This is a genomic window from Pseudomonas sp. PONIH3, assembly GCF_002934345.1.
GTDB lineage: Bacteria > Pseudomonadota > Gammaproteobacteria > Pseudomonadales > Pseudomonadaceae > Aquipseudomonas > Aquipseudomonas soli.
In genome coordinates this window covers 3,961,332-3,987,608 of record NZ_CP026386.1, presented here as the reverse complement: position 1 = coordinate 3,987,608, position 26,277 = coordinate 3,961,332, and the positions used below count along the sequence as shown (strand labels likewise).

General features: G+C 65.6%; 19 protein-coding genes. 12 read left to right on the top strand and 7 right to left on the bottom strand.

The window, feature by feature from the left end; translation table 11 throughout:
• Positions 1 to 75: 75 nt before the first annotated feature.
• From C3F42_RS18450 to C3F42_RS18440, 3 genes are read left to right on the top strand one after another with little or no spacing between them, the layout of a single operon-like run.
• The gene (locus tag C3F42_RS18450) at positions 76 to 1,035 is read left to right on the top strand and encodes an HlyD family secretion protein (protein WP_104444724.1); all 960 of its coding nucleotides are present in this window, start codon (positions 76 to 78) and stop codon (positions 1,033 to 1,035) included.
• The gene (gene rbbA, locus C3F42_RS18445; protein WP_104444723.1) at positions 1,032 to 3,755 is read left to right on the top strand and encodes a ribosome-associated ATPase/putative transporter RbbA; all 2,724 of its coding nucleotides are present in this window, start codon (positions 1,032 to 1,034) and stop codon (positions 3,753 to 3,755) included. The genes C3F42_RS18450 and rbbA overlap by 4 nt, the downstream gene beginning before the upstream one ends.
• Position 3,756: 1 nt before the next feature.
• Positions 3,757 to 4,866 (top strand): ABC transporter permease, encoded by a 1,110-nt coding sequence (locus C3F42_RS18440; protein ID WP_038707028.1) that lies wholly within the window; start codon positions 3,757 to 3,759, stop codon positions 4,864 to 4,866.
• Here C3F42_RS18440 and C3F42_RS18435 read toward each other — a convergent pair whose 3' ends face one another.
• Positions 4,867 to 5,268 (bottom strand): flagellar basal body-associated protein FliL, encoded by a 402-nt coding sequence (locus C3F42_RS18435; RefSeq protein WP_094010940.1) that lies wholly within the window; start codon positions 5,266 to 5,268, stop codon positions 4,867 to 4,869. It lies immediately after the preceding gene.
• A gap of 157 nt (positions 5,269 to 5,425) precedes the next feature.
• Between C3F42_RS18435 and C3F42_RS18430 the strand changes: the two genes are divergently transcribed.
• The 7 genes from C3F42_RS18430 (at position 5,426) to C3F42_RS18400 (ending at position 13,091) form a co-directional block, all read left to right on the top strand.
• Positions 5,426 to 6,406, top strand: coding sequence for an NADPH:quinone oxidoreductase family protein (locus C3F42_RS18430; protein ID WP_046853717.1), 981 nt, complete (start codon positions 5,426 to 5,428; stop codon positions 6,404 to 6,406).
• Between the two features lie 250 nt (positions 6,407 to 6,656).
• On the top strand, positions 6,657 to 7,898 hold the full coding sequence (locus C3F42_RS18425) for an SfnB family sulfur acquisition oxidoreductase (protein WP_038707030.1): 1,242 nt from the start codon (positions 6,657 to 6,659) through the stop codon (positions 7,896 to 7,898).
• An 82-nt stretch (positions 7,899 to 7,980) separates the two neighbouring features.
• Positions 7,981 to 9,162: an SfnB family sulfur acquisition oxidoreductase gene (locus C3F42_RS18420; protein ID WP_104444722.1), complete on the top strand. Its 1,182-nt coding sequence runs from the start codon at positions 7,981 to 7,983 to the stop codon at positions 9,160 to 9,162.
• A complete protein-coding gene (locus C3F42_RS18415; protein WP_104444721.1) occupies positions 9,162 to 10,553 on the top strand; it encodes an LLM class flavin-dependent oxidoreductase in 1,392 nt (463 codons plus the stop codon). The genes C3F42_RS18420 and C3F42_RS18415 overlap by 1 nt, the downstream gene beginning before the upstream one ends.
• Positions 10,546 to 11,346, top strand: coding sequence for a MetQ/NlpA family ABC transporter substrate-binding protein (locus C3F42_RS18410; protein ID WP_023631950.1), 801 nt, complete (start codon positions 10,546 to 10,548; stop codon positions 11,344 to 11,346). The genes C3F42_RS18415 and C3F42_RS18410 overlap by 8 nt, the downstream gene beginning before the upstream one ends.
• A gap of 1 nt (position 11,347) precedes the next feature.
• Positions 11,348 to 12,457 (top strand): methionine ABC transporter ATP-binding protein, encoded by a 1,110-nt coding sequence (locus tag C3F42_RS18405; protein ID WP_038707032.1) that lies wholly within the window; start codon positions 11,348 to 11,350, stop codon positions 12,455 to 12,457.
• The gene (locus C3F42_RS18400) at positions 12,447 to 13,091 is read left to right on the top strand and encodes a methionine ABC transporter permease (RefSeq protein ID WP_023632119.1); all 645 of its coding nucleotides are present in this window, start codon (positions 12,447 to 12,449) and stop codon (positions 13,089 to 13,091) included. The genes C3F42_RS18405 and C3F42_RS18400 overlap by 11 nt, the downstream gene beginning before the upstream one ends.
• Before the next feature lie 30 nt (positions 13,092 to 13,121).
• Here C3F42_RS18400 and dibA read toward each other — a convergent pair whose 3' ends face one another.
• Positions 13,122 to 15,017 (bottom strand): phosphodiesterase DibA, encoded by a 1,896-nt coding sequence (gene dibA / locus C3F42_RS18395; RefSeq protein WP_031316111.1) that lies wholly within the window; start codon positions 15,015 to 15,017, stop codon positions 13,122 to 13,124.
• 150 nt (positions 15,018 to 15,167) lie between these two features.
• Between dibA and desA the strand changes: the two genes are divergently transcribed.
• Positions 15,168 to 16,352 carry a delta-9 fatty acid desaturase DesA gene (gene desA / locus C3F42_RS18390; RefSeq protein ID WP_023632117.1) on the top strand — a complete coding sequence of 395 codons (1,185 nt, stop codon included), beginning with the start codon at positions 15,168 to 15,170 and terminating at the stop codon, positions 16,350 to 16,352.
• Between the two features lie 140 nt (positions 16,353 to 16,492).
• Entirely contained in the window at positions 16,493 to 17,482 is a 990-nt protein-coding gene (locus C3F42_RS18385; protein WP_023632116.1) for a sensor domain-containing diguanylate cyclase, read from the top strand.
• Positions 17,483 to 17,525: 43 nt separating this feature from the next.
• Here the strand turns inward: C3F42_RS18385 and C3F42_RS18380 are convergent, their stop codons facing one another.
• The 5 genes from C3F42_RS18380 to C3F42_RS18360 all read right to left on the bottom strand — a co-directional run bounded on the left by C3F42_RS18380 (position 17,526) and on the right by C3F42_RS18360 (position 26,196).
• Positions 17,526 to 18,851: a response regulator gene (locus tag C3F42_RS18380; RefSeq protein WP_256586205.1), complete on the bottom strand. Its 1,326-nt coding sequence runs from the start codon at positions 18,849 to 18,851 to the stop codon at positions 17,526 to 17,528.
• A gap of 137 nt (positions 18,852 to 18,988) precedes the next feature.
• Complete coding sequence (gabT, locus tag C3F42_RS18375) at positions 18,989 to 20,266, bottom strand: 4-aminobutyrate--2-oxoglutarate transaminase (RefSeq protein ID WP_094010935.1); 1,278 nt, start codon at positions 20,264 to 20,266, stop codon at positions 18,989 to 18,991.
• Positions 20,267 to 20,449: 183 nt separating this feature from the next.
• Positions 20,450 to 21,892 carry an NADP-dependent succinate-semialdehyde dehydrogenase gene (gabD, locus tag C3F42_RS18370; protein ID WP_023632033.1) on the bottom strand — a complete coding sequence of 481 codons (1,443 nt, stop codon included), beginning with the start codon at positions 21,890 to 21,892 and terminating at the stop codon, positions 20,450 to 20,452.
• Between the two features lie 279 nt (positions 21,893 to 22,171).
• A complete protein-coding gene (locus C3F42_RS18365) occupies positions 22,172 to 23,845 on the bottom strand; it encodes an aryl-sulfate sulfotransferase (RefSeq protein WP_104444720.1) in 1,674 nt (557 codons plus the stop codon).
• A 17-nt stretch (positions 23,846 to 23,862) separates the two neighbouring features.
• On the bottom strand, positions 23,863 to 26,196 hold the full coding sequence (locus C3F42_RS18360; RefSeq protein WP_104444719.1) for a TonB-dependent receptor: 2,334 nt from the start codon (positions 26,194 to 26,196) through the stop codon (positions 23,863 to 23,865).
• Positions 26,197 to 26,277: the final 81 nt, after the last annotated feature.

The window sequence follows — 26,277 nt, the reverse complement described above, 5'->3', positions numbered from 1 at the left end:
GGGTTTGACCAATATCAACGCGCCAGGATGCGCGTCGCGCCAGGATAAGGCGTGCAAGCCGCAGGATGCAGACCGATGAATCGAAAAGCCCCCAGAATCTTCGCCTCCGCCTTGGTGTTGCTGCTATTGGCGGCCGGCGGGCTGGGTTACTGGAAGTCCCTTCACGACCGCCTGCCCGAAGGCCTGAGCATGGGTAACGGGCGCCTCGAATCCACCGAAGTGCAGATCGCCAGCAAGGTCCCCGGGCGCCTGGCCGAGGTGCTGGTCGATGAAGGCGACAAGGTCACCCGCGGCCAACTGCTCGCGCGCATCGATACCCGCACGATGGAGGCCCAGCGCAGCCAGGCCGAGGCCGAAGTGCTGCGCGCCCGCGAGAACTACGCCGCCGCCCAGGCCAGCGTGCAGCTGCGCCAGAGCGAACTGCTGCTGGCCAGCCAGGAGCTCAAGCGCGTGCGCGAAATCTACCAGCGCAAGTTCGCCAGCCAGCAACTGCTCGACCAGCAGCAGGCCCGCTATGACACCGCCACCTCTGCCGTGGTCGCCGCCCGCGCCCAGCTGGCGGCAATCAAGGCCGCCATCGGCGCGGCCGAAGCCCAGGTCGCCCAGCTCACCAGCGAAATCGACGACAGCAGCCTGCGTGCCCCCATCGACGGCATCATCCAGCTGCGCCTGGCCGAGCCTGGCGAGGTGCTCGGTGCCGGTGGCCGGGTGCTGATGCTGATCGACCCCAGCGACCAGTACATGAATCTCTACCTGCCCGCCGCCACCACCGGCCGGCTGACCGTGGGCGACCAGGCGCGGATCGTGCTCGACGCCCTGCCCGAGCAGGCCCTGCCGGCGAAGATCGCGTTTGTCGCGGGCAAGGCGCAGTTCACCCCGAAACAGGTCGAGACCCGTGACGAACGGCAAAAGCTGGTGTTCCGGGTCAAGCTGCGCCTGACCGAGCCGAGCGCCGTGCCCCAGGCCAAGCCGGGCATGCCCGGCGCCGGGTACGTGCGCACCGCCGACGTGGGCTGGCCGGCCAGCCTGCAATGAACGCGGCGACAGCACTGCAGGCCGACGGCGTCAGCCACCGTTATGGCGATCTGCAGGCCCTGCACCCCCTCGCGTTCAGCCTGCCGGCCGGCACCCGCTGCGGGCTGATCGGCCCGGACGGCGCCGGCAAGTCGACCCTGCTCGGGCTGATTGCCGGGGTCAAGCGCCTGCAACAGGGTGAGTTGCATGTGCTCGGCGGCTCGATCCGCCAACGTCGCCACCGCACCGCGCTGTACCCCAAGGTCGCGTTCATGCCCCAGGGCCTGGGCAACAACCTGTACCCGGAGCTGTCGATCCGCGAGAACATCCGCTTCTTTGCCACCCTGTTCGGCCTCGGCCGCGCTGAGTGCGAGCAACGCATGGCCAGCCTGCTGCGCGCCACCGACCTGGAACGTTTCGCCGAGCGGCCGGCCGGCAAGCTGTCCGGCGGCATGAAGCAGAAGCTGGGGTTGTGCTGCGCGCTGATCCACGAGCCGGACCTGCTGATTCTTGACGAGCCGACCACCGGCGTCGACCCGCTGTCACGGCGGCGTTTCTGGGAACTGGTCGAGCAAGTGCGCGCCCAGCGCCCGCAACTGACCCTGCTGGTGGCCACCGCCTACATGGAGGAAGCCGAGCAGTTCGAGCACTGCCTGATGCTCGATGCCGGGCGCCTGCTGGCTGCAGGCCTGAGCCGTGAGCTGGCTGCGACCACGCCCAGTGGCAAGCTCGACGATGCCTTCACCCACTTTCAAGGGGCCGGCCGCGAGCAACCCGAGCCGCTGCGGATTCCGCCACGCCAGGTCGATGATGGGCCGATCGCCATCGAGGCCCACGACCTGACCTTGCGCTTCGGCGACTTCACCGCGGTGAACAAGGTCAGCTTCGCCATCGGTCGCGGCGAAATTTTCGGCTTCCTCGGTTCCAACGGCTGCGGCAAGACCACCACCATGAAGGTGCTCACCGGGCTGATGCCGGCCAGCGAAGGCAGCGCCAGCCTGCTTGGCCGCCCGGTGGATGCCGGCGACCTGGCCACGCGCAAGCGGGTCGGCTTCATGTCCCAGAGTTATTCCCTGTACGGCGAGCTGAGCGCCCGGCAGAACCTCGAGCTGCATGCTCGCCTGTTCGACCTGGCCAAGGCCGACAGCGCACCGCGCATCGCCGAACTCATCGAGCGCTTCGACCTTGGCGCCATCGCCGACCAGCCTTCCGGCGCCCTGCCCCTGGGCCTGCGCCAACGCCTGTCGCTGGCCGTGGCGGTGCTGCACCGCCCGGAAGTACTGATCCTCGATGAACCAACCTCGGGCGTCGATCCGGCGGCCCGCGACGATTTCTGGCGGCTGCTGGTGGAGTTGTCCCGCGAGCAGGGGGTGACCATCTTCCTGTCCACCCACTTCATGAACGAAGCCCTGCGCTGCGACCGTATCTCGCTGATGCACGCCGGCCGGGTGCTGGCCTGCGACACACCGCAGGCCCTGCAAATCCAGTTCGGCGGCGACACCCTGGAAGACGCCTTCGTGCGTTGCCTCGAACAGGCCCAGGACGCGCCCACCCAGGCCCAAGCCGACGCCACGCTGGAGCAGGCCGCTGCCCCAGCGCCCGCTCTGCGCCAGGCCTTCAGTCTGCGCCGCCTGCTGGCCGTAGCCAGCCGCGAAGGCAAAGAGCTGCTGCGCGACAAGGTGCGCCTGGCCTTCGCCCTGGCAGGGGCATTGTTCATGATGGTGATCTTCGGCTATGGCATCTCGCTGGATGTGGAAAACCTCGCCTTCGCCGTCTATGACCAGGACCAGAGCCCGCAGAGCCGCGCCTACCTGGAGGCCTTCCGTGGCTCGCGCTATTTCGCCGAGCGGCCGCCGATCCGCGATGCCCGCCAGCTGCACCAGCGCTTGCAGCGCTCGGAGATCAAGCTGGCCCTGGAGATCCCTCCGGGCTTTGGCCGCGACCTGCATGCAGGGCGCCAGCCGGTGGTTGCGGCCTGGCTTGACGGTGGCATGCCGTTTCGCGCCGAGACCAGCCGCAACTATGTCGAGACCGTGCACCAGGCCAACCTTGAACAGCTCGCGGCCCTCGGCCCGAACCCAGTCTCGCGCCAGCAGCCGGTGCGCCTGGAAACGCGCTTTCGCTACAACCAGGACGTGGTCAGCGTGAACGCCATCGGCCCCGGCGTCATGGCACTGATCCTGGCCTTCATCCCGGCCATGCTCACCGCGCTGGGCATCGTGCGGGAAAAGGAGCTGGGCTCGATCACCAACTTCTACGCAACGCCCCTGACCCGCCTGGAGTTCCTGCTCGGCAAGCAGGCGCCGTACCTCGCGGTGAGCCTGGTCAACCTGGCGCTGCTGGTGGCGATGAACCGCTGGCTGTTCGGCGTGCCGCTCAAGGGCAGCCCGCTGGCCCTGGCCTGCGGCGGCCTGGCCTACCTGCTGGCAACCACCAGCCTGGGCCTGTTGATCTCGGCCTTCACCCGCACTCAGATCGCCGCGATCCTCGGCACCCTGATCATCACCAGCCTGCCGACCATCCAGTTCTCCGGGCTGATCGTGCCGCGCTCGTCGCTGGAGGGCGCGGCGGCGCTGATGGGCCAGCTGTTCCCTGCCGGCTACTTCCTCGACATCGCCGTCGGCACCTTCACCAAGGCCCTGGGCCTGCACGAGCTGTGGCCGCAGTGCCTGGCGCTGCTGGGCTTCTTCGCCGCCTTCACCGGGCTGAGCCTGATCATGCTGAAAAAGCAGGAGGCCTGAAATGAGCCGGCTCTCCCACACCTTGCGCCTGGGCCTGAAGGAACTCACCAGCCTGCGCCATGACAGCGTGTTGCTGCTGTTCCTGCTGTACGCGTTCAGCGTGGCGATCTACATGCCTGCCGCAGGTTCGGTAATAGGCGTGCACAACGCCAGTGTCGCAGTGGTCGACGAAGACCACGGCGCCATCTCGCGCAAGCTCGCCGAGTCGCTGCAACCGCCCGAATTCCAGCCCGCCGTGGCACTGCCGGCCGATCGCCTGGACCAGGCCATGGACAGCGGCCAGTACACCTTCGTGATCAACGTACCGGTAAATTTCCAGGCCGACCTGCTGGCCGGGCGCTCACCGGAGCTGCAGGTCAACGTCGATGCCACGGCCATGAGCCAGGCCTTCATGGGCGCGGGCTACATCGGGCGGATCTTCGAACGCGAGCTGCTCGAATACGCAGGCCGCAGCACCAGCAGCCCGGCACTGCTCAATCCCAAGGCGCTGTTCAACCCCAACCTCGAAGGCGGCTGGTTCCTGGCGGTGATCCAGATCGTCAACAACATCACCATCCTGGCCATCATCCTAACCGGTACCGCATTGCTGCGCGAACGCGAGCACGGCACCCTCGACCACCTGCTGGTGCTGCCGCTGACGGCACTGGAAATCATGCTGGCGAAGATCGCCAGCAACGCCCTGGTGGTGGTGGCCTGTACCTGGATATCGCTGGAAGTGGTGGTCAAGGGCGCCCTGGGCGTGCCGCTGGCGGGCTCGATGGGGTTGTTCCTGGGGGTGACTGCGCTGTACCTGTTCGCCAGCACGGCACTGGGCATCTTCCTCGCCACCCTGGCGCGCTCGACACCGCAGTTCGGCCTGCTGGCGATCCCGGTGATCATCCCGATGCTGCTGCTGTCGGGGGGCAGCACACCGCTGGACAGCATGCCGCAGTGGCTGCAGTGGGTCATGCAGGGCTCGCCCTCGACCCACTTCGTCAGCCTCGGCGCGGCGATCCTGTTCCGCGACGCCGGGCTGAGCGTGGTGTGGCCGGACGTCGCGGCGCTGGCCGCGATCGGCCTGGTGTTCTTCGGCGTGGCCCTGGCGCGCTTTCGCCGCAGCCTCGCCGCCTGATCACTGCACGATCAGGTTGTTGAACAGCAGGTCCTCGACGATCGGCTTGCCCTCTTCGGACTCCATCACCTGCTGCACCTGTTTCAAGGCTTCCTGGCGCAGCTTTTCCTTGGCTTCGACGTTGCTCATGTTGTCCACGCCCTGCTGGGTGAACAGCGCCACCAGCTGGTTGCGGATCAGCGGTTCGTGGTGCTTGACCGCCGTGGCGGCGGCATCCCCGGTCACGCGCAGGGCGACGTCGGCCTTGTACACGCGCAGCTTGGGGCCGCCGTCGAGGGCGTAGTTGCCAACGAAGGGCGGGCTGAGGTTGATATAGGCGACCTTGGGCTCGCCTTCCTTTTCCTCGGCCATGGCCACCACCGGCAGCATCAGGGCCAGCACCATCAAGATCCACGCTTTCACGAATTCGCTCCTCAATACAGTTGCCGCCAGCTTACCCAGCGCGCCGGCCAAACCCAAGCCCGGGCTTATGCCAGCTCATCAGGGCCGACCATGCTCGTTGACCCTAGGGGTGGCCCTCCTACACTTATCGGCCACCACACGCAAAGGAATAGCCCTGATGAAAGCCTTGTTGTGCAAAGCCCTGGGCCCGGCGCGGGACCTGGTCCTGGAAGAGGTCGCCAGCCCCGTGCCAAAGAAGAACGAGATACTCCTCGACGTGCACGCCGCAGGGGTCAACTTCCCCGACACCCTGATCATCGAGGGCAAGTACCAGTTCAAGCCACCGTTGCCGTTCTCGCCGGGGGCGGAAGCTGCCGGCGTGGTGGCCGCGGTCGGCGAGAAGGCCGGTGCGTTCAAGGTCGGCGACCGGGTCATGGCCCTGACCGGCTGGGGCGCTTTCGCCGAGCAAGTGGCGGTGCCGTTCTACAACGTGCTGCCGATCCCGGCGGGCATGGACTTCACCACTGCCGCCGCGTTCGGCATGACCTACGGCACCTCGATGCACGCCCTCACCCAACGCGGCCAACTCAAGGCCGGTGAAACCCTGCTGGTGCTCGGTGCCTCAGGTGGCGTCGGCCTGGCAGCGGTGGAAATCGGCAAGGCCCTCGGGGCACGGGTGATTGCGGCGGCCAGCAGTGCCGAGAAGCTGGCGATCGCCAAGGCGGCCGGGGCCGACGAGCTGGTCGACTACAGCCAGGCCAGCCTCAAGGACGAGATCAAGCGCCTGACCGGCGGCCAGGGCGTGGATGTGATCTACGATCCGGTCGGTGGCGAGTTGTTCGACCAGGCTGTACGGGGGCTGGCGTGGAACGGCCGGTTGCTGGTGGTGGGGTTCGCCAGTGGGACGATCCCGCAGTTGCCGGTGAACCTGGCGCTGCTCAAGGGCGCGGCGGTGGTCGGGGTGTTCTGGGGCGCCTTTGCCCAGCGCCAGCCGGAGGACAACGCCGCCAACTTCCGCCAACTGTTCGCCTGGCATGCCGAGGGCAAGCTGAAACCCTTGGTGTCGCAGACCTACGCGCTGGCCGAGGGCGGCGCCGCGATCGAACGTCTGGCGCAGCGCCAGGCAGCGGGCAAGCTGGTGGTAACGGTTCAGCGCTGACCTTTCTGCCCTGTCACTGGCTCACAGTGACAGGGCAGACCCCGCAGTTCTTCTATTCATATTCCTAAACGGTAGTTCATAAACTTTTTCTAAGCGAATAGGGTATATCGACCGGACCACCGGACCAGCAAACGTCTGTCGCCATCAGCTGAGGCGACGCTTTCAACTTTGTGAGGTTAGGAATGGTCAGGATCACAATCACCCCAGTGCATAACGCCAGGGCATTGAGTGCAGCCAAGGAGCGGTACTGATGTCCAGCCAACCAACTACCCGATTCCACAGCGATCACGACAGCTCGCCGCTGCTGCTGCCGGCCAAGGTGCTGCGCAACGACGAAGAGGCCCTGCAGGCCGCCCGCGAACTGGCTGAGGTGGCCCGCCAGCAGGCCGCCAAACGTGACCAGCAGCGCAAGCTGCCATGGGCCGAGATTGAGCAGTTCACCCGCAGCGGCCTGGGCAGCATCAGCGTGCCCAAGGCCTTCGGCGGTCCCGAGGTATCGTTCCAAACCATCGCCGAAGTGTTCCGCCTGATCAGTGCCGCCGACCCGGCGCTGGGGCAGATTCCGCAGAACCAGTTCGGCATCCTGCAACTGGTGCGCCTTACCGCCACCCAGGCGCAGCAGGAAGCGATCTTCCGCGCCGTGCTCGACGGCTGGCGCATCGGCAATGCCGGCCCCGAGCGCGGGACCAAGGACACCCTGACACTCAAGGCGCGCATTACCCGCGAGGGCGACGGCTATCGCATCAGTGGCGAGAAGTTCTATTCCACCGGTGCCCTGTACGCCCACTGGGTAGCGGTAAAAGCCCTGGACGATGACGGCCGGCAACGCCTGGCCTTTGTCCGTCGCGGCAGCCCAGGGCTGCGCATCGTCGATGACTGGTCCGGCTTCGGCCAGCGCACCACCGCCAGCGGCACCGTGCTGCTCGACCAGGTGCCGGTGGACGCCGACCTGGTGCTGGACAACTGGCGCCTGCGTGAAGAGCCCAGCATCCAGGGCGCCGCCTCGCAGCTGATCCAGGCGGCCATCGACGCCGGCATCGCCGAAGCGGCCATCGAGGACACGATCCAGTTCGTGCGGGAGAAGTCCCGGCCCTGGATCGAGGCCAAGGTCGAACGCAACAGCGACGATCCCTATGTGATCGCCGATATCGGCCGCCTGAAGCTCGAACTGCACGCCGCCGAGGCCCTGCTGCGCAAGGCCGCCAGGGTGCTCGACGAAGTGAACGCCGGCGTGATCGATGCCGCCGCCGCGGCCCGTGCCTCGATTGCCGTGGCCGAAGCCAAGGTGCTCACCACCGAGATCTCGCTGCAGGCCAGCGAGAAACTGTTCGAGCTGGCCGGCAGTCGCGCCAGCCTGGCCGAGTTCAACCTCGACCGGCACTGGCGCAACGCCAGGGTCCACACCCTGCACGACCCGGTGCGCTGGAAGTACCACGCCGTCGGCGCCTACCACCTCAACGGCACCCTGCCTGCCCGCCATTCCTGGATCTGATATCGGCCCGTCCCGGGGCAAGCCCGCTCCCATGCGTTCGCGTGAGGGCGGGCGTGCTCCGCGATGGGACCTGGAGAGCACAATGACTGCATCCATCATAACCACCGACGCCCAGGCCCTGGCCGTCGCCGACGAACTCGCCCACTACCTGCGCGAAGACAGCGCCCTGCGCGACCGCGAGCGCCGTCTGCCCCATGCCGAACTCGAACGTTTCGTGCAGTCCGGCCTGTGGGGCATCAGCGTGCCCAAGGCCTTTGGCGGCGCCGGCGTGTCCAGCGTCACCCTGGCCAAGGTCATCGCCCGCATCGCCCAGGCCGACGCCTCGCTCGGGCAGATCCCGCAGAACCACTTCTACGCCCTGGAAGTGCTGCGGGTGAACGGCGGTCCCGAACAACAGCAACGCCTCTACGCCGAAGTCCTCGCTGGCCGCCGCTTCGGCAACGCCCTGGCCGAGCTCGGCACGAAGAACGCCCACGAGCGCACCACCCGCCTGAGCCGCGACGGCGACCATTACCGCATCGATGGCCGCAAGTTCTACTGCACCGGCGCGATCTACGCCCAGCGCATCCCGACCCTGGTGATCGACGAGCAGGGCGTATCGCACCTGGCCTTCGTGCCCGCCGACAGCCAGGGCATCGAGGTGATTGATGACTGGAGTGGCTTTGGCCAGCGCACCACCGGCAGCGGCTCGGTAGTGTTCAACCATGTGCCGGTCCGCGCCGAAGACGTGGTGCCGTTCCAGAGCGCCTTCGAGCGCCCGACCACGGTCGGCCCGCTGGCGCAGATCCTCCATGCCGCGATCGACACCGGTATCGCCCGCGCCGCCTACGAGGACGCCCTGCACTTCGTGCGTACCCGCAGCCGACCCTGGATCGACTCCGGCCTCGACAAGGCCAGCGACGACCCGCTCACCTTGAAGAGCTTCGGTCATCTGGCAATCCGCCTGCATGCCACCGAGGCCCTGCTCGAACGCGCGGGTGAAATCCTCGACATCGCCCAGGCCGACAGCAACGCCGAGACCCTGGCCGCCGCCTCGATTGCCGTCGCCGAGGCCCGGGCGATCAGCACCGAGATCTCCCTGGCCGCCGGCACCACCCTGTTCGAGCTGGCCGGCAGCCAGGCCACCCTGGCCGAGCACAACCTCGACCGCCACTGGCGCAACGCCCGGGTGCACACCCTGCACGACCCGGTACGCTGGAAGTACCACGCCATCGGCAACTACTACCTCAACGACGAGAAACCGCCGCGCCGAGGGACCATCTGATGGCCAAGCAGATCCTGCTCAATGCCTTCAACATGAACTGCATCGGGCACATCAACCACGGTTTGTGGACCCACCCGCGGGACACTTCGACCCAGTACAAGACCCTCGACTACTGGACCGACCTCGCCCGCCTGCTGGAGCGGGGGCTGTTCGACGGGCTGTTCATCGCCGATATCGTCGGCACCTACGATGTCTATGGCCAGTCGCTGGACGTGACGCTGAAGGAGTCGATCCAGCTGCCGGTCAACGACCCGCTGCTGCTGGTCTCGGCCATGGCCGCTGTTACCAGGCATCTGGGCTTTGGCCTCACCGCCAACCTGACCTATGAAGCGCCTTACCTGTTCGCCCGGCGCCTCTCCACTCTCGATCACCTGAGCAACGGCCGGGTCGGCTGGAACATCGTCACCGGCTACCTCGACAGTGCAGCCCGGGCCATGGGGCTGGAACAGCAACCCGAGCACGATCGCCGCTACGACCAGGCCGACGAGTACCTGCAGGTGCTGTACAAGCTGCTCGAAGGCAGTTGGGCCGACGATGCCGTGGTCGCCGACCGCGCGCAGCGCGTGTATGCGCGACCGGACAGGGTGCGCAAGGTCGAGCACCATGGCGAGTTCTACAAGGTCGAAGGCTATCACCTGTGCGAGCCTTCGCCGCAGCGCACACCGGTACTGTTCCAGGCCGGCAGTTCGGCGCGCGGTTTGGCCTTTGCCGGCAACCATGCCGAGTGCGTGTTCATCAGCGGCCAGGAAAAGGCCGCCACCCGCGCCCAGGTCGACAAGGTGCGCGCAGCGGCGCAAGCCGCTGGTCGCGACCCGCAGGCGGTCAAGGTATTCATGGGCATCACCGTAATCGTTGCCGCAACAGAAGACCAAGCCCACGCCCTGCACGCCGAGTACCTGCATTACGCCAGCGCCGAGGCAGGTGTTGCGCATTTCGCCAGCTCCACCGGTATCGATTTCTCACGCTACGAACTGGACGAACCCATCGGTTTCGCCAAGGGCAATGCCATCCAGTCCGCCACCCGCCAATTGCAGGACAGCGCCTGGACCCGCCGCCGCCTGCTGGAGCAGCACGCCTTGGGCGGCCGCTACGTGACCCTGGTCGGCGACCCCGGGCAGGTGGCCGAGCAACTGATCGGCTGGCTCGACGACACCGGCCTGGACGGCTTCAACCTGACCCGCACCGTCACCCCGGAAAGCTTCGAGGCCTTCATCGACCTGGTAGTACCCGAACTGCAACGCCGTGGCCGCTACAAGACTGGCTACGCCGAAGGCACCCTGCGCGAGAAGCTGTTCGCCAGCGACCATCCGCACTTGCCCGCCGACCATCCCGGATCCTCCTACCGCAACACCCCCACCCCTGCCCCGACTGGAGCCCTGCACCATGCTTGAAAAACTGTTCCGGCCCGTCGCGGCCATTGCCCTGGGTCTCGGCCTGTCCGCCGCCGCCTTCGCCGCGGAGCCACTGAAGATCGGCACCACCGCCGCCTTCGCCATCCCGTTGGAAGCCGCGGTGGCAGAAGCCCAAAAACAAGGTCTGGAAGTGAAGCTGATCGAATTCAGCGACTGGATCGCGCCGAATGTCAGCCTCAACAGCGGCGACATCGACGTGAACTACTTCCAGCACATCCCCTTCCTGGAAAACGCCAAGGCCGCCGCCGGTTTCAACCTGGTCCCCTATGCACCGGGGATCATCAACAACGTTGGGCTGTATTCGAAAAAGTACAAAAGCTTTGCCGAGCTGCCCGTAGGCGCCAGCGTGGCCATCGCCAACGACCCGATCAACAGCGGCCGTGGCCTGCAACTGCTGGCCAAGGCCGGCCTGATCACCCTCAAGCAGGGCGTGGGTTACAAGGCCACCGAGGACGACATCATCGCCAACCCGAAGAAGATCAAAATTCTCCAGGTAGAAGCGGTGCAGCTGGTGCGCGCCTATGACGACGCCGACCTGGTGCAGGGCTACCCGGCGTACATCCGCCTGGCCAACACCTTTGACGCCACCTCGGCGCTGCTGTTCGACGGCCTGGAGAACAAGGAGTACGTGATCCAGTTCGTTATCCGCCCACAGGAGAAAAACGACCCGCGCCTGGCCAAGTTCGTCGATATCTACCAACACTCGCCGGTCGTGCGCGCCGCCCTCGACAAGGCCCACGGCAAGCTCTACCAGGCCGGCTGGGAAGGCTGACATGGCCCAGGCCAGCGCCCTGAGGGCGCCCATCCCGCCCGCCGAACCGTTCAAGGCCGAGGAAACGGCCCTGCGCCCTGAAGTGAACCAGGCGCACATCCGCTTCATCGGCCTGGGCAAGACCTATCCGGGCCAGGTCCAGCCGGCGTTGCGGGGCATCGACCTGAACATCCGCCGCGGCGAAATATTCGGCATCATCGGCCGCAGCGGTGCCGGCAAGTCTTCGCTGCTGCGCACCATCAACCGCCTGGAACAGCCCAGCCAGGGCCGGGTGCTGATCGACCAGGTGGATATCGCGCCGTTCGACGAGGACCATCTGGTCGCCTTGCGCCGGCGCATCGGCATGATCTTCCAGCACTTCAACCTGATGTCGGCCAAGACCGTGTGGGAGAACGTCGAGCTGCCGTTGAAGGTGGCCGGCGTGGCCAAGGCCGAACGCCAGCGCAAGGTCCGCGAGCTGCTGGAACTCGTCGGCCTGGCGGAAAAGCACCATGTCTACCCCGCGCAACTGTCGGGCGGGCAGAAGCAGCGCATCGGCATCGCCCGGGCGCTGGTGCATGACCCCGAGATCCTGCTGTGCGACGAAGCCACCTCCGCGCTGGACCCGGAAACCACTGCCTCGATCCTCGAGCTGCTGCGCGACATCAACCAACGCCTGGGCCTGACCGTGGTGCTGATCACCCACGAGATGGCGGTGATCCGCGATATCTGCCAGCGCGTGGTGGTGCTCGAACGGGGCGAAATCGTCGAACAAGGCGAGGTCTGGCAAGTGTTCGGCACACCGCGCCACGACGTCACCCGCACCCTGCTCGCACCGCTGCAGACCAAGCTGCCGGCCGCCTTGCAAGCCAGCCTGCGTGCCCAGCCGGTCAGCCGCGACGCGGCCGTGGTGCTCAAGCTCGACCTGGTGGGCGAGCCGGAACTGAGCGCCCTGTTCAGCGATCTGGGCGGACGCGTGCGGCTGCTCCAGGGCGGCGTCGAGACCATCGGCGAGCATGCCTTGGGGCAACTGATCCTGGCCGTGCGCGGCTCGCCGCTGGACACCCACCAGTTGCTCGAACGCGCCCGCCGCTGGGCCGTGGATGTGGAGGTACTTGGCCATGTGGATTGATCGCCTGCTGCAAGGCTTGCTCGACACCCTGCTGATGGTCGGCGTGTCCTCGCTGGTCGCGCTGGTCGTCGGGGTACCGATGGCAGTGCTGCTGGTCACCAGCGACAAGGGCGGAATCTTCGAGGCCGCCGCGCTGAACCGGGTGCTGGGCGCCATCGTCAACCTGTTCCGCTCGATCCCGTTCCTGATCCTGATGGTCGCGCTGATCCCCTTCACCCGCCTGGTGGTCGGCACCACCTATGGCGTGTGGGCCGCCGTGGTGCCGCTGACCATCGCCGCCACGCCGTTCTTCGCGCGCATCGCCGAGGTCAGCCTGCGCGAGGTGGACCACGGCCTGATCGAAGCGGCACAGGCCATGGGCTGCCGACGCTGGCACATCGTCTGGCACGTGCTGCTGCCCGAGGCGCTGCCGGGGATCGTCGGCGGCTTCACCATCACCCTGGTGACGCTGATCAACTCTTCGGCCATGGCCGGGGCGATCGGTGCCGGAGGCCTGGGGGATATCGCCTATCGCTACGGCTACCAGCGCTTCGACAGCCAGATCATGCTGACCGTGATCGTGATGCTGGTGGCGCTGGTGGCGGTGATCCAGCTGGGCGGGGACCGTTTGGCCAAAGGTTTGAACAAGCGTTGAGCCTATCGCGGGGCTTGCCCCGCGATGCTGTCAGCCCCAGTGCAGCTCCGCCGCCGGCACCGGCCGCCCGAACCAGTACCCCTGCCCCAGCTGGCATTGCTGCTCCAGCAGGAACCGCGCCTGCTCAGCCTGCTCGACGCCTTCGGCGTGCACCTGCATGCCCATGCTCCGCGCCAGTGCGATGATCACCCGCACGATGGCGATGTCATCTTCGTCATGGGGCAAACCCGCGACGAAACCTTGGTCGATCTTCAGCTTCTGCACGGGCATGCGCTTGAGTCGCAGCAATGACGAGTAACCCGTGCCGAAATCGTCGATGGCCAAGGTCACGCCCAGCTCGCGCAGTCGATGCAGCTGTTCCAGGGCGACCTCGGGGTCTTCCATCACCGCGCTCTCTGTCACTTCGAGCTCGAGCAGCGACGGATCCAGCCCGGTATCGTGCAGCGCATTGGCCACCTGTCGGTACAGGTCACGCTGGCTGAACAGGCGACTGGAGATATTCACCGCCACGAACGCCAGCTGCCGCCCTTCGGCCTGCCACCGCATCATCTGCCGGCACGCCTGGCACAACACCCAGGCGTCGATTTCGGCAATCATCCCGGTACGCTCGGCGATGGGAATGAACTCCCCGGGAGGAACCAGGCCACGCACAGGGTGTTGCCAGCGCACCAGCGCCTCGACGCCGATCATCCGCGCGGTGAACAGGTCGTGCACCGGCTGGAAGAACACCCGCAGTTCCTGCTGCTCGAGCGCCCGGCGCAATTCACCGGCGGTCTCGACCCGCTGCTGGGCATGGGCGGTAAGCTCCTCGGTGTAAAGCGCGTAGCAGGCGCGGCCATTGCTCTTGGCCTTGAACAGCGCCGAATCGGCGTTGCGCAGCAGTTGCTCGGCGCTCAGGGCATCGTTGGGGAACAGGCTGATGCCGATGCTGGCACTGATGAACAGGCGGTTACCCTCGAAGCAGAACGGTTCTTTCAAGCGTTCGATGATCGATTGCGCCAACTTGCCGGCCTGGCCGACCTGCTGGCAGCTCTCGGCCAGCACGCCGAACTCGTCGCCCCCCAGGCGCGCCAGGGTCACGCCGTTGCCCAGCACCTCGCGCAGGCGTTCGCCAACCAGCTTGAGCAGTTGGTCGCCAATGGTGTGGCCGAGGCCATCGTTGATGCTCTGGAAGTGGTCGAGGTCGAGCAGCAGCAAGGCGCAGCCACGCTTGTTGGCCTGCGCCGCGGCCATCGCCTGCATGGCGCGATCATTGAACAGCAAGCGGTTGGGCAGGCCGGTCAGCGGGTCGTGATGGACAAGGTAGGCCAGCTCTTGCTCGGTGTGCTTGATCACGCTGATGTCGCTGAACACCGCGACGTAATGGCTGAGTTCACCACTGTCGTCACGAATGGCACAGATCGTCTGCCATTGGGGGTAGATCTCCCCGCTTTTACGGCGGTTCCAGATTTCTCCGCTCCATTCGCCCTGCTCCGCCAGCGCGGCATAGATCTGCTGGTAGAACGGCGCGCCATGCCGCCCGGACTTGAACTTGCTCGGACGCTGACCGATGACTTCTTCCTGCTGGTAGCCGGTGATACGCATGAACGCCCGGTTGACGTGCACGATCAGGCCGTTGCGATCGGTCACCAGCACCCCTTCCAGGGTGCTGTCGAACACCGCCGCGGCCATGCGCAGGCGTTCGCGGTCCTCGCTGCGCAGGCGGGCGCCGATGCCGATGAAATCGAGCAGGCGCGCGCGGGAAACGAAGATCAGCGCGGCACTGAGCAAGACCCAGAGCACGACATTGATCTGCCGCCCCACGGCCAGGGCCAGCGGGTCCTCGGTCATGCCGTGCAGGACCAGCTCGGACAGCGCCAGCCAGAGAATCGAAAGCAACACGTAAAGCCCGGCCATGCGCAAGGCGTCGCGAACGGAAACAGACATGTCGGGTGGATGAGCCCATGGTAAAAGAAGGGGCATTATAGGGGCTGAAACACCCTGTGACTTCCTATCCAAAAGCGCGACTGGTTTTATTTCCCCATCAAAGGATAATGCCTGCGTTGTTCCGCCTGTTTTCCGAGGGTATTTCCCGTTATGTGGTATTACGGTCTGCTCGACCTGTCGGCCTGGCAACTGGTCGCCGTCACCTTGCTGATGACCCATGTGACCATCGTCAGCGTCACCATCTACCTGCACCGCTACTCGGCCCACCGCGCCCTGGAGCTGAACGCGGGCCTCAAGCATTTCTTCCGTTTCTGGCTGTGGCTCACCACGGCGCAGAACACCCGCGAGTGGACCGCCATCCACCGCAAGCACCACGCCAAGTGCGAAACCCCCGACGACCCGCACAGCCCTGTACACAAGGGCCTGGGCACCGTGCTGCGCAAGGGCGCCGAGCTGTACCGGGAAGAAGCGCGCAACGAGGAGACGCTGCGCATATATGGCAAGAACTGCCCGGACGACTGGATCGAGCGCAACCTCTACACCCGCTACAAGCTCGGCGGCATCGCGCTGATGGCAGTCATCGACCTGCTGCTGTTCGGCACCATCGGCATCACCATCTGGGCGATCCAGATGATGTGGATCCCGTTCTGGGCCGCCGGCGTGGTCAACGGCCTGGGCCATGCCGTGGGCTATCGCAACTTCGAATGCCGCGACGCCGCCACCAACCTGGTGCCGTGGGGCATCATCATTGGCGGCGAGGAGCTGCACAATAACCACCACACCTATCCCAACTCGGCGAAGCTCTCGGTCCGCCGCTGGGAATTCGACATGGGCTGGATGTGGATCCGCCTGCTGAGCATGCTGCGCCTGGCCAAGGTGCAACGCGTGGCGCCCATTGCCCACCGAGTGGAGGGCAAGGCATCGCTGGACATGGACACTGCCATGGCCATCCTCAACAACCGCTTCCAGATCATGGCCCAGTACCGCAAGCTGGTGATCGGCCCACTGGTCAAGCAGGAGCTGGACAAGGTCGATACTTCGGTACGCCGCCGCTTCCGCCGTGCCAAGCGCCTGCTCTCGCGGGAAACCAGCCTGCTGCAGGATCGCCACCACGTCCGCATCGAGTCGCTGCTGGCCCACAGCCAGGCACTCAAGACCATCTACGAAAAGCGCCTGGCGCTGCAGCAGATCTGGGCGCGCACCAGCGCCAACGGCCACGACATGCTCGCCGCCATGAAGGACTGGGTACACGAGGCCGAGGCCAGTGGCATCCAGTCGCTGCGTGACTTCGCCGCCCAGCTCAAGACCTACTCGCTGCGCCCCAACGGCGCCTGAGCACCGTTGATCGGCATGCCCCGCAATGGGGCGTGCCGACCGGAACTTACCCCCCTGCAATCGACTCAAATCCGGCATATCGCCCGCGTGGCGGGCCGGACCGTGGCCGCACGCCCATCGTCGAGAACCGTTCCGTGCTCATGGCCAAAGATCTCCCACCCACCTCTACCGGCACCCCGCGCCCCGAAGCTGCTCAAACCCTGCTCGCCCTGTTGCACGCTCAAGGCGAAGTGGCCCGTCTAAGCGAGCGCGAGCAGCTGTACAGCTCGCTGCTCGACAGTGTCAACGCCGTCCTCTGGGCCTTCGACTGGGAAACCCGCCAGGTGCTCTACGTCAGCCCCGCCTACGAACGCATCTTCGGTCGCCCGGCCAGCCTGGTGCTGGCCGACTACAACGAATGGCGCGACGCCATCTACCCGGATGACCTGGAGTACGCCGAGCGCAGCCTGGCCCAGGTGCTGGTCAAGGGCACCGTCGAGGACCGCGAGTACCGCATCCTCAACGCCGCCGGCGAGGTGCGCTGGCTTAGCGACAAGTGCTATATCAACCAGCAGCGCGAGGGCGACCAGCGGGTGATCATCGTCGGCATAGCCGAGGACATCACCGAGAAGAAGCAGCTCGAAGGTGAGTTGCAGCGGCTGGCCACCACCGACGTGCTCACCCAGAGCAGCAACCGCAGGCATTTCTTCGAGTGCGCCCAGCAGGCCTTCGACAGCGCCCGCGCGGACGGCACGCCGATGGCCTTCCTGCTGCTGGACATCGATGATTTCAAGCACATCAACGACAGCTATGGTCATCAGGAAGGCGACCACGTGCTACAGCGCATCGCCGACAGCGGCAAGGCCGTGCTACGCCGGGGCGATCAGTTCGGGCGCATAGGGGGAGAGGAATTCGCCGCCGTGTTCCCCGGCTGCACCGCTCAGGTGGCCGAACAGATTGCCGAGCGGCTGCAGCGGGAAATCCAGCGATTGAGTTTCAGCCATGACGACCAGACCTATGGCGTGACCATCAGCCAAGGGCTGACCGGATTGACAGACGAAGACGAGACTCTGGACAGCCTGTTCGCCCGCGCCGATGCGGCGATGTACCGAGCCAAGCGCCAGGGCAAGAATCAGATCGTTCGCGGATGATCCCTGCATGTGAAACCTGGAAGATGCTGGGTTTCCTGCCCTCTCAGAGCGGCTTTTCCTCGCCATCGCCTCCGCTAGCCGGGGCAATCGGAGCGACCTCCGGTCCGCTTTCGGCAGTTTCCGCCACCAGACGCTCAGCCTCCTCCCGCGCCAGCGCTTCCTGATCCACCTTGCGCAGCCGCGACAACTCCGGCAACCCCAGCTTGAGCAACCGCGCCGTCTTGCTGCTGGCGATCTTCTCCAGCCCCTCGCTGGGCCTGAGTCGCGACAGTTGCCCGGCCAGGTTCATCGCCAGGATCTCCCGGGAGTAGACACCGCCACCCAGCTGATACACCGCGGCGATCAGCTCGCGCAGGTCGAGCGGCAAGCGCCAGCGGGTGCGCAGGGCCGAGCCGAATGGTGCGCCGAACTCGTTGAGCGACAGCTCCACCTGGTCCTCGTCCAGCTCGCCACCGGCCAGTCGCCACTCCTGCAAGGTGCGCAGTACCGCCAGGTCGCCCAGGCAATGCAATAAACCCGCGCAGTAGCAACGCCCTTCGTCCACTTCGAGCATGCGCGCCAGGGTGCGTGCGTAGTCGGCGGCATGCAGCGACAGATTCCAGTAGCGCGCGGCATGCCGCGCCAACAAGGGGTCACTCAACCTCGCGCTGCGCTTGAGCGTGAGCCCGAGGATCAGGTTCATGCTCTGGGTGCTGCCAAGCTTGTTCAGCGCCTGCAGCAAGGTCTGCACCGGCGCTTCGCGGTGCAGGGCGGCGCTGTTGGCGGCAGCGATGAGCACGCCGGTGATCTGCGGGTCGTTGCGTACCTCTTCCTCGAGCACCTTGAGGTTGAGGCCATCGGGGTTGAGGGCTCGCTTGATCGCCACCTGCACATCGGCGAACAGCGGGCCGCCATCGGCGCTGGCGCGGCGTTGCTCGAGGTAGGCCGGCAGTTGCACGCCGGGCTGCAGCGGCGGCACCGGGCAGGCAATCTGCTCGCCCACCTCCAGCAGCAGGTTTTCCAGGCGCTTGCGCAGGTTGTCCAGGTCGAGCGGTTTGCTGAGGTATGCCGTGGGCTGCAGTGGCACGGCCTCGCGCACGCTGGCGCTATCAGTGCGATCGCTCATGAGGATAAATGGCAATCCAGGCCTGTCGCCCTTGGCGCGCACCTTGCGCAGCAGGTCGAGGCCATCGAGGCCGGCGAGTTCGCGGGCGGCAATGATCAGGTCAGGCTTGCTCGCCAGCGCGCTCAGCGCCTGCGAGCCATCTGCGCAAATCTGCAAGCGCGCATCGCAGCGCACGCTGAGCAGCATTTCGCTAAGCATGTCGCGTACCCAGGGGTCACCCTCGGCAATCAGCACGCAAGGGGGCAGGGGGTCGGCAGCGCTCATGAGCGAGTCTCCAGAAAATGACGCGCGATCCATCGCAGCTTCCACGGATTCCTCGTACAACCTTAGCGCCTGATGCCTACGAACGGCACAAAAAAACCCGCCGAGGCGGGTTTTTTTTCTGAAACGCGTCACATATTTCAGGCCAGTTCGGCGAAGCACTCTTCGATGATGGCCAGGCCTTTGTCCAGCAGGGCATCTTCGGCGGTCAGCGGTACCAGGATACGCAGGACGTTACCGTAGGTGCCGCAGGACAGCAGGATCAGGCCTTTGTCACGCGCCTTGGCGACCACCTGGGCAACGGCGGCAGCGTTCGGGGTGTGGGTGCCTTTCTCGAAGACTTCTACGGCAATCATCGAGCCCAGACCACGGACATCGCCAATGATCGAGTGTTTCTTCTGGATTTCACGCAGGCCGGCGGTCAGGCGCTCGCCAACGGCCTTGCTGCGATCCAGCAGCTTCTCTTCCTCGAACACTTCGATCACCGCCAAGGCCGCGGCGCAAGCGATCGGCGAACCGGCGTAGGTGCCGCCCAGGCCGCCCGGGGCGATTGCGTCCATGTACTCGGCCTTGCCGCACACACCGGCCAGCGGGAAGCCGCCGGCGATGGACTTGGCGAAGGTGGTCAGGTCAGGCGCGACGCCCATCTGCTCCATGGCGAAGAAGGTGCCGGTACGGCCAGCGCCGGTCTGCACTTCGTCAGCGATCAGCAGGATGCCGTGCTGGTCGCACAGGGCGCGCAGGCGCTGCATCAGTTCTTTCGGCGCAGGCAGGAAGCCGCCTTCGCCTTGTACCGGCTCGAGGATGATCGCGGCGATATCACGCGGCTCGGCGTCGTTCTTGAAGATGCGCTCGACCGAAGCGATGGCGTCGTCAACGCTGACACCGTGCAGCTCGCTCGGGAACAGGGCGCGGAAGATGCCGCCTGGCATCAGGCCCATGCCGGCGGAGTACGGCACGACCTTGCCGGTCAGGCCCAGGGTCATCATGGTACGGCCGTGGTAGCCGCCGGTGAAGGCGATCACGCCGGCACGGCCGGTGGCGGCACGGGCGATCTTCACGGCGTTTTCAACGGCTTCGGAGCCAGTTGTGACCAGCAGGGTCTTCTTGTCGAAGTTGCCTGGTACCAGCTTGTTGATCTTCTCGCACAGCTCGACGTAAGGCTCGTAGGCCAGCACCTGGAAGCAGGTGTGGCTGACCTTGGTCAGCTGCTCTTGCACGGCCGCGACCACTTTCGGGTGCAGGTGGCCGGTGTTCAGTACGGCGATGCCGCCGGCGAAGTCGATCAGTTCGCGGCCTTCAACGTCGATCACCGTCGAGTTCTTCGCGGTATCGACGAAGATCGGGTGGATCTGGCCAACGCCACGTGGGACGGCGGCGACACGACGTTGCATCAGGGATTCGTTGGTCTTGCTCATAGTGCCCTCAATTGCGCCGGTTCTGCGGCGCTTTTATTCGGGGGTGGCTGGACGCAGGCGTGCACAGTATTCGTTGATCGACTGTCACGCATGCCCTGGACACCGGGTACCGCTATGTCAAAAAGGCCAGCGAGACGTCGCTCTCGCGCCCCGCTGGCAGAGGTAAAACCGCTTACCTGGTGATCAGACGCTGATGCACAGGTATTTGATCTCGAGGTAGTCCTCGATACCGTATTTGGAACCTTCGCGGCCCAGGCCCGAGGCCTTGATGCCACCGAACGGCGCGACTTCGTTGGAGATCAGGCCGGTGTTGATGCCGACCATGCCGTATTCCAGGGCCTCGGCAACGCGGAACACGCGGCTCATGTCACGGGCGTAGAAGTACGAGGCCAGGCCGAACTCGGTGTCGTTGGACATGGCGATGACTTCGGCCTCGTCCTTGAAGCGGAACAGCGGCGCCAGCGGGCCGAAGGTCTCTTCCTTGGCGACGGCGGCGGTTTTCGGCACATCGACCAGGATGGTCGGTTCGAAGAAGTTGCCTTCGATGAGCTTACCACCGGACAGCACCTTGGCGCCTTTGGATACGGCGTCCTCGATGTGCTCCTGGACCTTGGCGACAGCCTTGCCGTCGATCAGCGGGCCAGTGGTGGTGCCTTCTTCCAGGCCGTTACCGATCTTCAGCTTGGCCACGGCGGCTTTGAGCTTCTCGGCGAAGGCGTCGTAGACACCGTCCTGCACGTAGATACGGTTGGCGCAGACGCAGGTCTGGCCGTTGTTGCGGTACTTGGAGATGATCGCGCCCTCGACCGCCTTGTCCAGGTCGGCGTCGTCGAACACGATGAACGGCGCGTTGCCGCCCAGCTCCAGGGAAACTTTCTTGATGTCCTTGGCGCACTCTTCCATCAGCTGGCGACCGATTTCGGTCGAGCCGGTGAACGACAGCTTGCGCACCAGGGAGTTGCCGGTCAGCTCGGAGCCGACTTCGCCGGCGCTGCCGGTAATGACGCTCAGCACGCCAGCCGGGATGCCGGCACGGGTGGCCAGCTCGACCAGGGCCAGGGCGGAGTACGGCGTCTGCGAAGCGGGCTTGAGCACCATGGTGCAACCGGCGGCCAGGGCCGGGCCGGCTTTACGGGTGATCATCGCGGCCGGGAAGTTCCACGGGGTGATGGCGGCGGTGACACCGATCGGCTGCTTGATGACGATCAGGCGCTTGTCCGGCTGGTGGCCAGGGATGACATCACCGTAGACGCGCTTGGCTTCTTCGGCGAACCACTCGATGAACGAGGCGGCATAGGCGATCTCGCCCTTGGCTTCGGCCAGCGGCTTGCCCTGCTCGGTGGTCATCAGGCGAGCCAGGTCGTCCTGGTGCTCGATCATCAGCTCGAACCAGCGGCGCAGCTTGCCGGCACGCTCCTTGGCGGTCAGTGCGCGCCAGGCCGGCAGCGCCTTGTCGGCGGCCTCGATGGCGCGGCGGGTCTCGGCGGCGCCCATCTTTGGCACGCTGCCGATGACTTCACCGGTGGCCGGGTTGGTCACCTTGATGGTCTGACCGCTGTCCGCATCCAGCCATTCACCGTTGATGAAGGCCTGCTGGCGGAACAACTGAGCGTCTTTGAGCTGCATGTCGGCTTCCCTTTACTGCGAATTTTGATTGTTGAAAAGGCGCCCTCGATGCGAGGGCGGCCGTCAGGAATTCGTGCACCAGGGTGTTCGACGCCTGGGTGCCGAGCGTTTGAAATCTCAAACGGAATGCTAAGCGGGCGCTGGGGGGTTGGACAATAGGCTGTTCGAAAAAAAGAACGAGTGGTCGGAATTCAGATCAGTGGAAATGCATCGCGGGGCAAGTCGTATCGGTGCGCCGATGCGACTTGCCCCGCGATAGGGCCTTGGGAGGTTAGTTCATCAGAACGCCTTGTCGAGGTCGATCACCAGCGCCCGGTAGCCCACGCTGCCCGGCTGGCGACTGTGCACTTTCAGCTCCACGGTCACCTCCTGGGTGCCGCGACGCACTTCATTGAGCACGCTGGTCGTCAGCTTCTGGGGCGTGAGGAAGTTCACCGAAGCCGAATAGATGAACTGGGTATCGGTATCGGGCCGATACGCCACCACCGAGGTGATCGGGCTGTACCACTCGTCACCGCGCTCCTTGCCGTACTGCCAGAGCTGCTCGACCGTGCCCTTGACCTCGTCGATCTTGTACTCCACCGCCCGGCTGTAGTTGCCCGCCAGTTTGGTCGGGCCGAGGTCCCGACCCCAGCCATTGTCGAACACGGTCAGCGTGCCGTGCCCGGTCAGCCAGGCGGTGTGCTGGGTCCAGGACCACTCGAAGCCCTCGCCCACGGGTTTGAGCACCTTGTCCTGCAGGCGCGCCGGCCAGCCCTGGGGCGCGGCAAGAATCCACTTCACCTGCTTGTCGCGACCGATCTTTACCACGCCCTGGTGTCGTGCTGAAACGATGATGCTGTCGTCATCGGCGTCGTAGTCGATGGCGTTGACGTGGGCCCAGTTGCGTCCGGTACCTACCCCCGGCGTATCGCCGAACGGCAGGTCGCCCTCGGCCAGCTCGTTGGCCAGGCGCTCGTCCTGTTTCTGCACGCCGTCCGGCAGTTGGATCGCCGCCTTGCCCAGGGTTCCCAGCAGCTCGCCGCGATACGGGTCGAGGATCTGGTTCAGGTCCCAGAAGTCCAGCACGTCACCGGCCTCGTTGACCTCGATGATATGGTCGCGGATCGAACGCACGCGCTTGCCGTCAGGGCGGCGGTAGTCGCTGGTGCCGACCCGCAACAGGTAGGTGCCGTTGGGTGTCTCGCGGATCTCGTGGGAGAAGTCGGCGAACTTGTCCGGCAGGTTGCGCTGCCAGATACGCCGGCCAAGCAGGTCGTATTTGGAATAGGTCTGGCCCTGGCCCCAGATCAGCTTGCCGTCGCGGGTCTGGTGGAAGCCCATGGTCCCGCCCAGGCCGTCGCGATGGTTGGAATCGTGGATCTGCTCGATATCGAGGTACCAGCGCACATCGCCGTTGCTGTCGGCGATCCAGTTGTTGCCCACCGAGTCCCACTCGGCAGCGCCGCCCAGGCCGTTCCACTTGAAGGCACGCCCGCCTGGGATCTCGGCCAGCAGATGATTGAACAGGTACAGCCGCTGCTCGAAGCCAGGCGCGACCTTGACCGGTTCGACCTCGGGCAGCGCCGCCGTCTGCTTCGCCACCACCGGCAGGCGCACTGCCGGGGCGTAGATTTCGTAACGCTCGCGGATGCGTTCGCCATCGAGCTTGTAGCTCACCTCGATCTGGTTGACGTGATCGGGGTACAGGCCGAACACCGGAATGCCGCCGTAGGTCCACAGCGAGCGGTCGGACACGTCGTAGACAATATCGATACCGCGCTCGCCGCGTCCCAGCACCCGCACATGGGCGGCGCTCAGGGTGCGCCCGCCATCACGGATGATCGCGGTCAACGGCGCCAGACGGTATGGATTGACCACCACGTCGCCGAGCAGGGCTTCGTCGCGGTCGGGCACCTTGGCGGTGAGGCAGGCGCCTTCAGGCAGGTCGTGGGGCTGGGTCTTGGCGTTCATGGCAAAGCTCCTTGGGCTCAGAAGTCGTAACGGGCGGTGGCGCCCACGGTGCGCGGCGTGCCCAGCACGCCGGCATAGCCGCCGTTGGCGGAGTTCCACAGGCTGGTGAAGTAGGTCTTGTCGCCGGCGTTCTTCACCCACAGCGACAGGTCGAGCACGCCGTCGCCCTGGTCCAGGCGCACGCCGGTGGACAGGTTGACGATGGCGTAGCTGGGGATCTGGCCGTAGTCGGAGTCGTCGATGGTGCCGACGGCCCTGGAGCGGAAGGCGTAGCTGGCGGTCACGTAGGGCTCGATACGCTCGGTCAGCTGCCACTTGTACTGGCCGTTGAGGTTGGCGATGTACTTGGAGGCGCCGACCACCTGGTGGCCGGACAGATCGCAAGTGGCGGCGGCATTGGCCAGGCTCACCTCCGGCGGGCACGGTGCGTCGTCGTAATCGGTGTAGCGCACGTCGTTCCACGAACCATTGAAATTCACGGTCAGCCCGCGGACCGGCAGGGCCGTGGCCTCGAACTCCAGGCCCCGCGAGCGCACGCTACCGGCGTTGGCCAGGTACTGCACGCGGTTGGCCTCGTCATAGACGTTGGCCTGGTAGCCGTGCACTTCGGTCCAGAACAGGTTGGTGTTGAGCTGCAGTCGGTTGTCCAGCAGCGTGCTCTTGATGCCGAGTTCGGCGTTGTTGGCGCGTTCGGTACCCACCAGCAGCGAGTCTGTGCCCAGCCTTGGCGCGGCGCCGACGGTGAGGTTGACGCCACCGGACTTCTCGCCGTGGGACAGGCTGGCATAGCCCAGCACCGCGTCGCTGAAGCGGTAGCTCAGGCTGAGCAGCCCGGAAGGGGCGAAGCTGTACTGGTTGAGGTCACCCGAATCGTAGGCGCCCACCCGGCCCTGGCGAGCCGCGGCCGCCGCACCGGTAACGGCAGCGCCGCCGGACGGCGCGTCGCGGGTCACCCAGGCGCTTTTCTCCTCGTAGGTGCCACGCACCCCGGCGGTGAAATCCAGGCGCTCGGTCAGGTGCCAGGTGCCCTGGGCGAACAACGCGTAGCTGTCGGTATCGATGTGGCCGTTGCCGATTGTGGTGACGTTGGCCAGGGCGCCAGCCGGGGTCAGGTTCCAGATGTCGGCTTGCGGTCCGTTGTAGGTGAACGATTTGTTATCCAGGTCCTGCTTGAAGTAGTAGGCCCCGAGTACATAGTCGAAGAATCCTCCGGAGGGCGAAGCCAGGCGGATTTCCTGGGAATACTGCTTGTCCCGCACCGAAACCCCGGCGCTGCGGAACACCGGCACGTTGAGGCCGTCGTCGTTGCGCGGCGTGAAGTCCCACCAACGGTAGGCGGTGATCGAGGTGAGGGTGAAGTCGTTGGGCAGGGTCCAGTTGGCTTCCACCGAAGTACCACCCTGGAACACCTTGACCATCTGGTCGGCGTCGAAGTTGACCTTGCGATCCTTGCCCGACACCAGGGTCGCGCCAGCCTGGGCGGCCAGGCTCTCGTAGCGGTTCACGCCATTGATGGTCGGCCCGGTGCTGTACAGGCTGAGGATGCCGTTGTCGGAGTTCTCTTCGTTGTATTCGCCGATCCAGCGCAGATTGAAGGTTTCGCTGGGCTTGAACAGCAACTGGGTGCGGAAGCCCTGGCGCTTGCCGCCGTTGAGATCGTGGCCGTTGTAGACGTTCTTCACATAGCCGTCGTCCTCGGTGTGATAAGCGCTGATGCGCCCGGCGAGCGTGTCGGTCAACGGGCCGGAGAAACTGCCCTGGGTCTGCCAGTAGCCATCCTCGCCCAGCGATGACTGCACGCTGCCCTCCTGGTGGAAGGTTGGCTTGCGCGTGGTGATGTTGAGCACCCCGGCAGTGGTGTTCTTGCCGAACAGCGTCCCCTGCGGGCCACGCAGCACTTCCAGTTGCTCGACATCGAGCAGGTCGAACACCGCCATGCCCGGGCGGCCGAGGTAGACGTTGTCGAGGTAGATCCCGACGCTGCCTTCCAGGCCATCGCTGGCCGGGTTGTTGCCCAGGCCGCGGATGGAGATGCTCGACTGGCGGGCGTGCACATAGGCGACGTTGGTGCTCGGCACCAGTTGCTGCAAATCCTGCACGCGGTAGATGCGCTGGGTCTCGAGGGTTTCGCTGCCCAGCACGCTGATCGGCGTGGGCACGCTCTGTGCGGTCTCTTCGCGTCGCCGGGCATTGACGGTGACCGTGCCGAGCTGGGCTTCCTGCGTCACGGCTGGGGAGGCGTTGGGCTCATCGGCGAAGCTGCTGCCGGAAGCGGCCAGCAAGACTCCAGCCGCCAGGGGTTGCAGGGCGAACAACGAGGCGCGCGCGGGCCAACGGGAAAGTCGGGACATGCAGATGCTCCTTGAGGCAAGGGCCCAGGCGAGCATTTCCGTTGGCGGAACCGAATCGCGGTCAGGCTGGCTTATATTCTT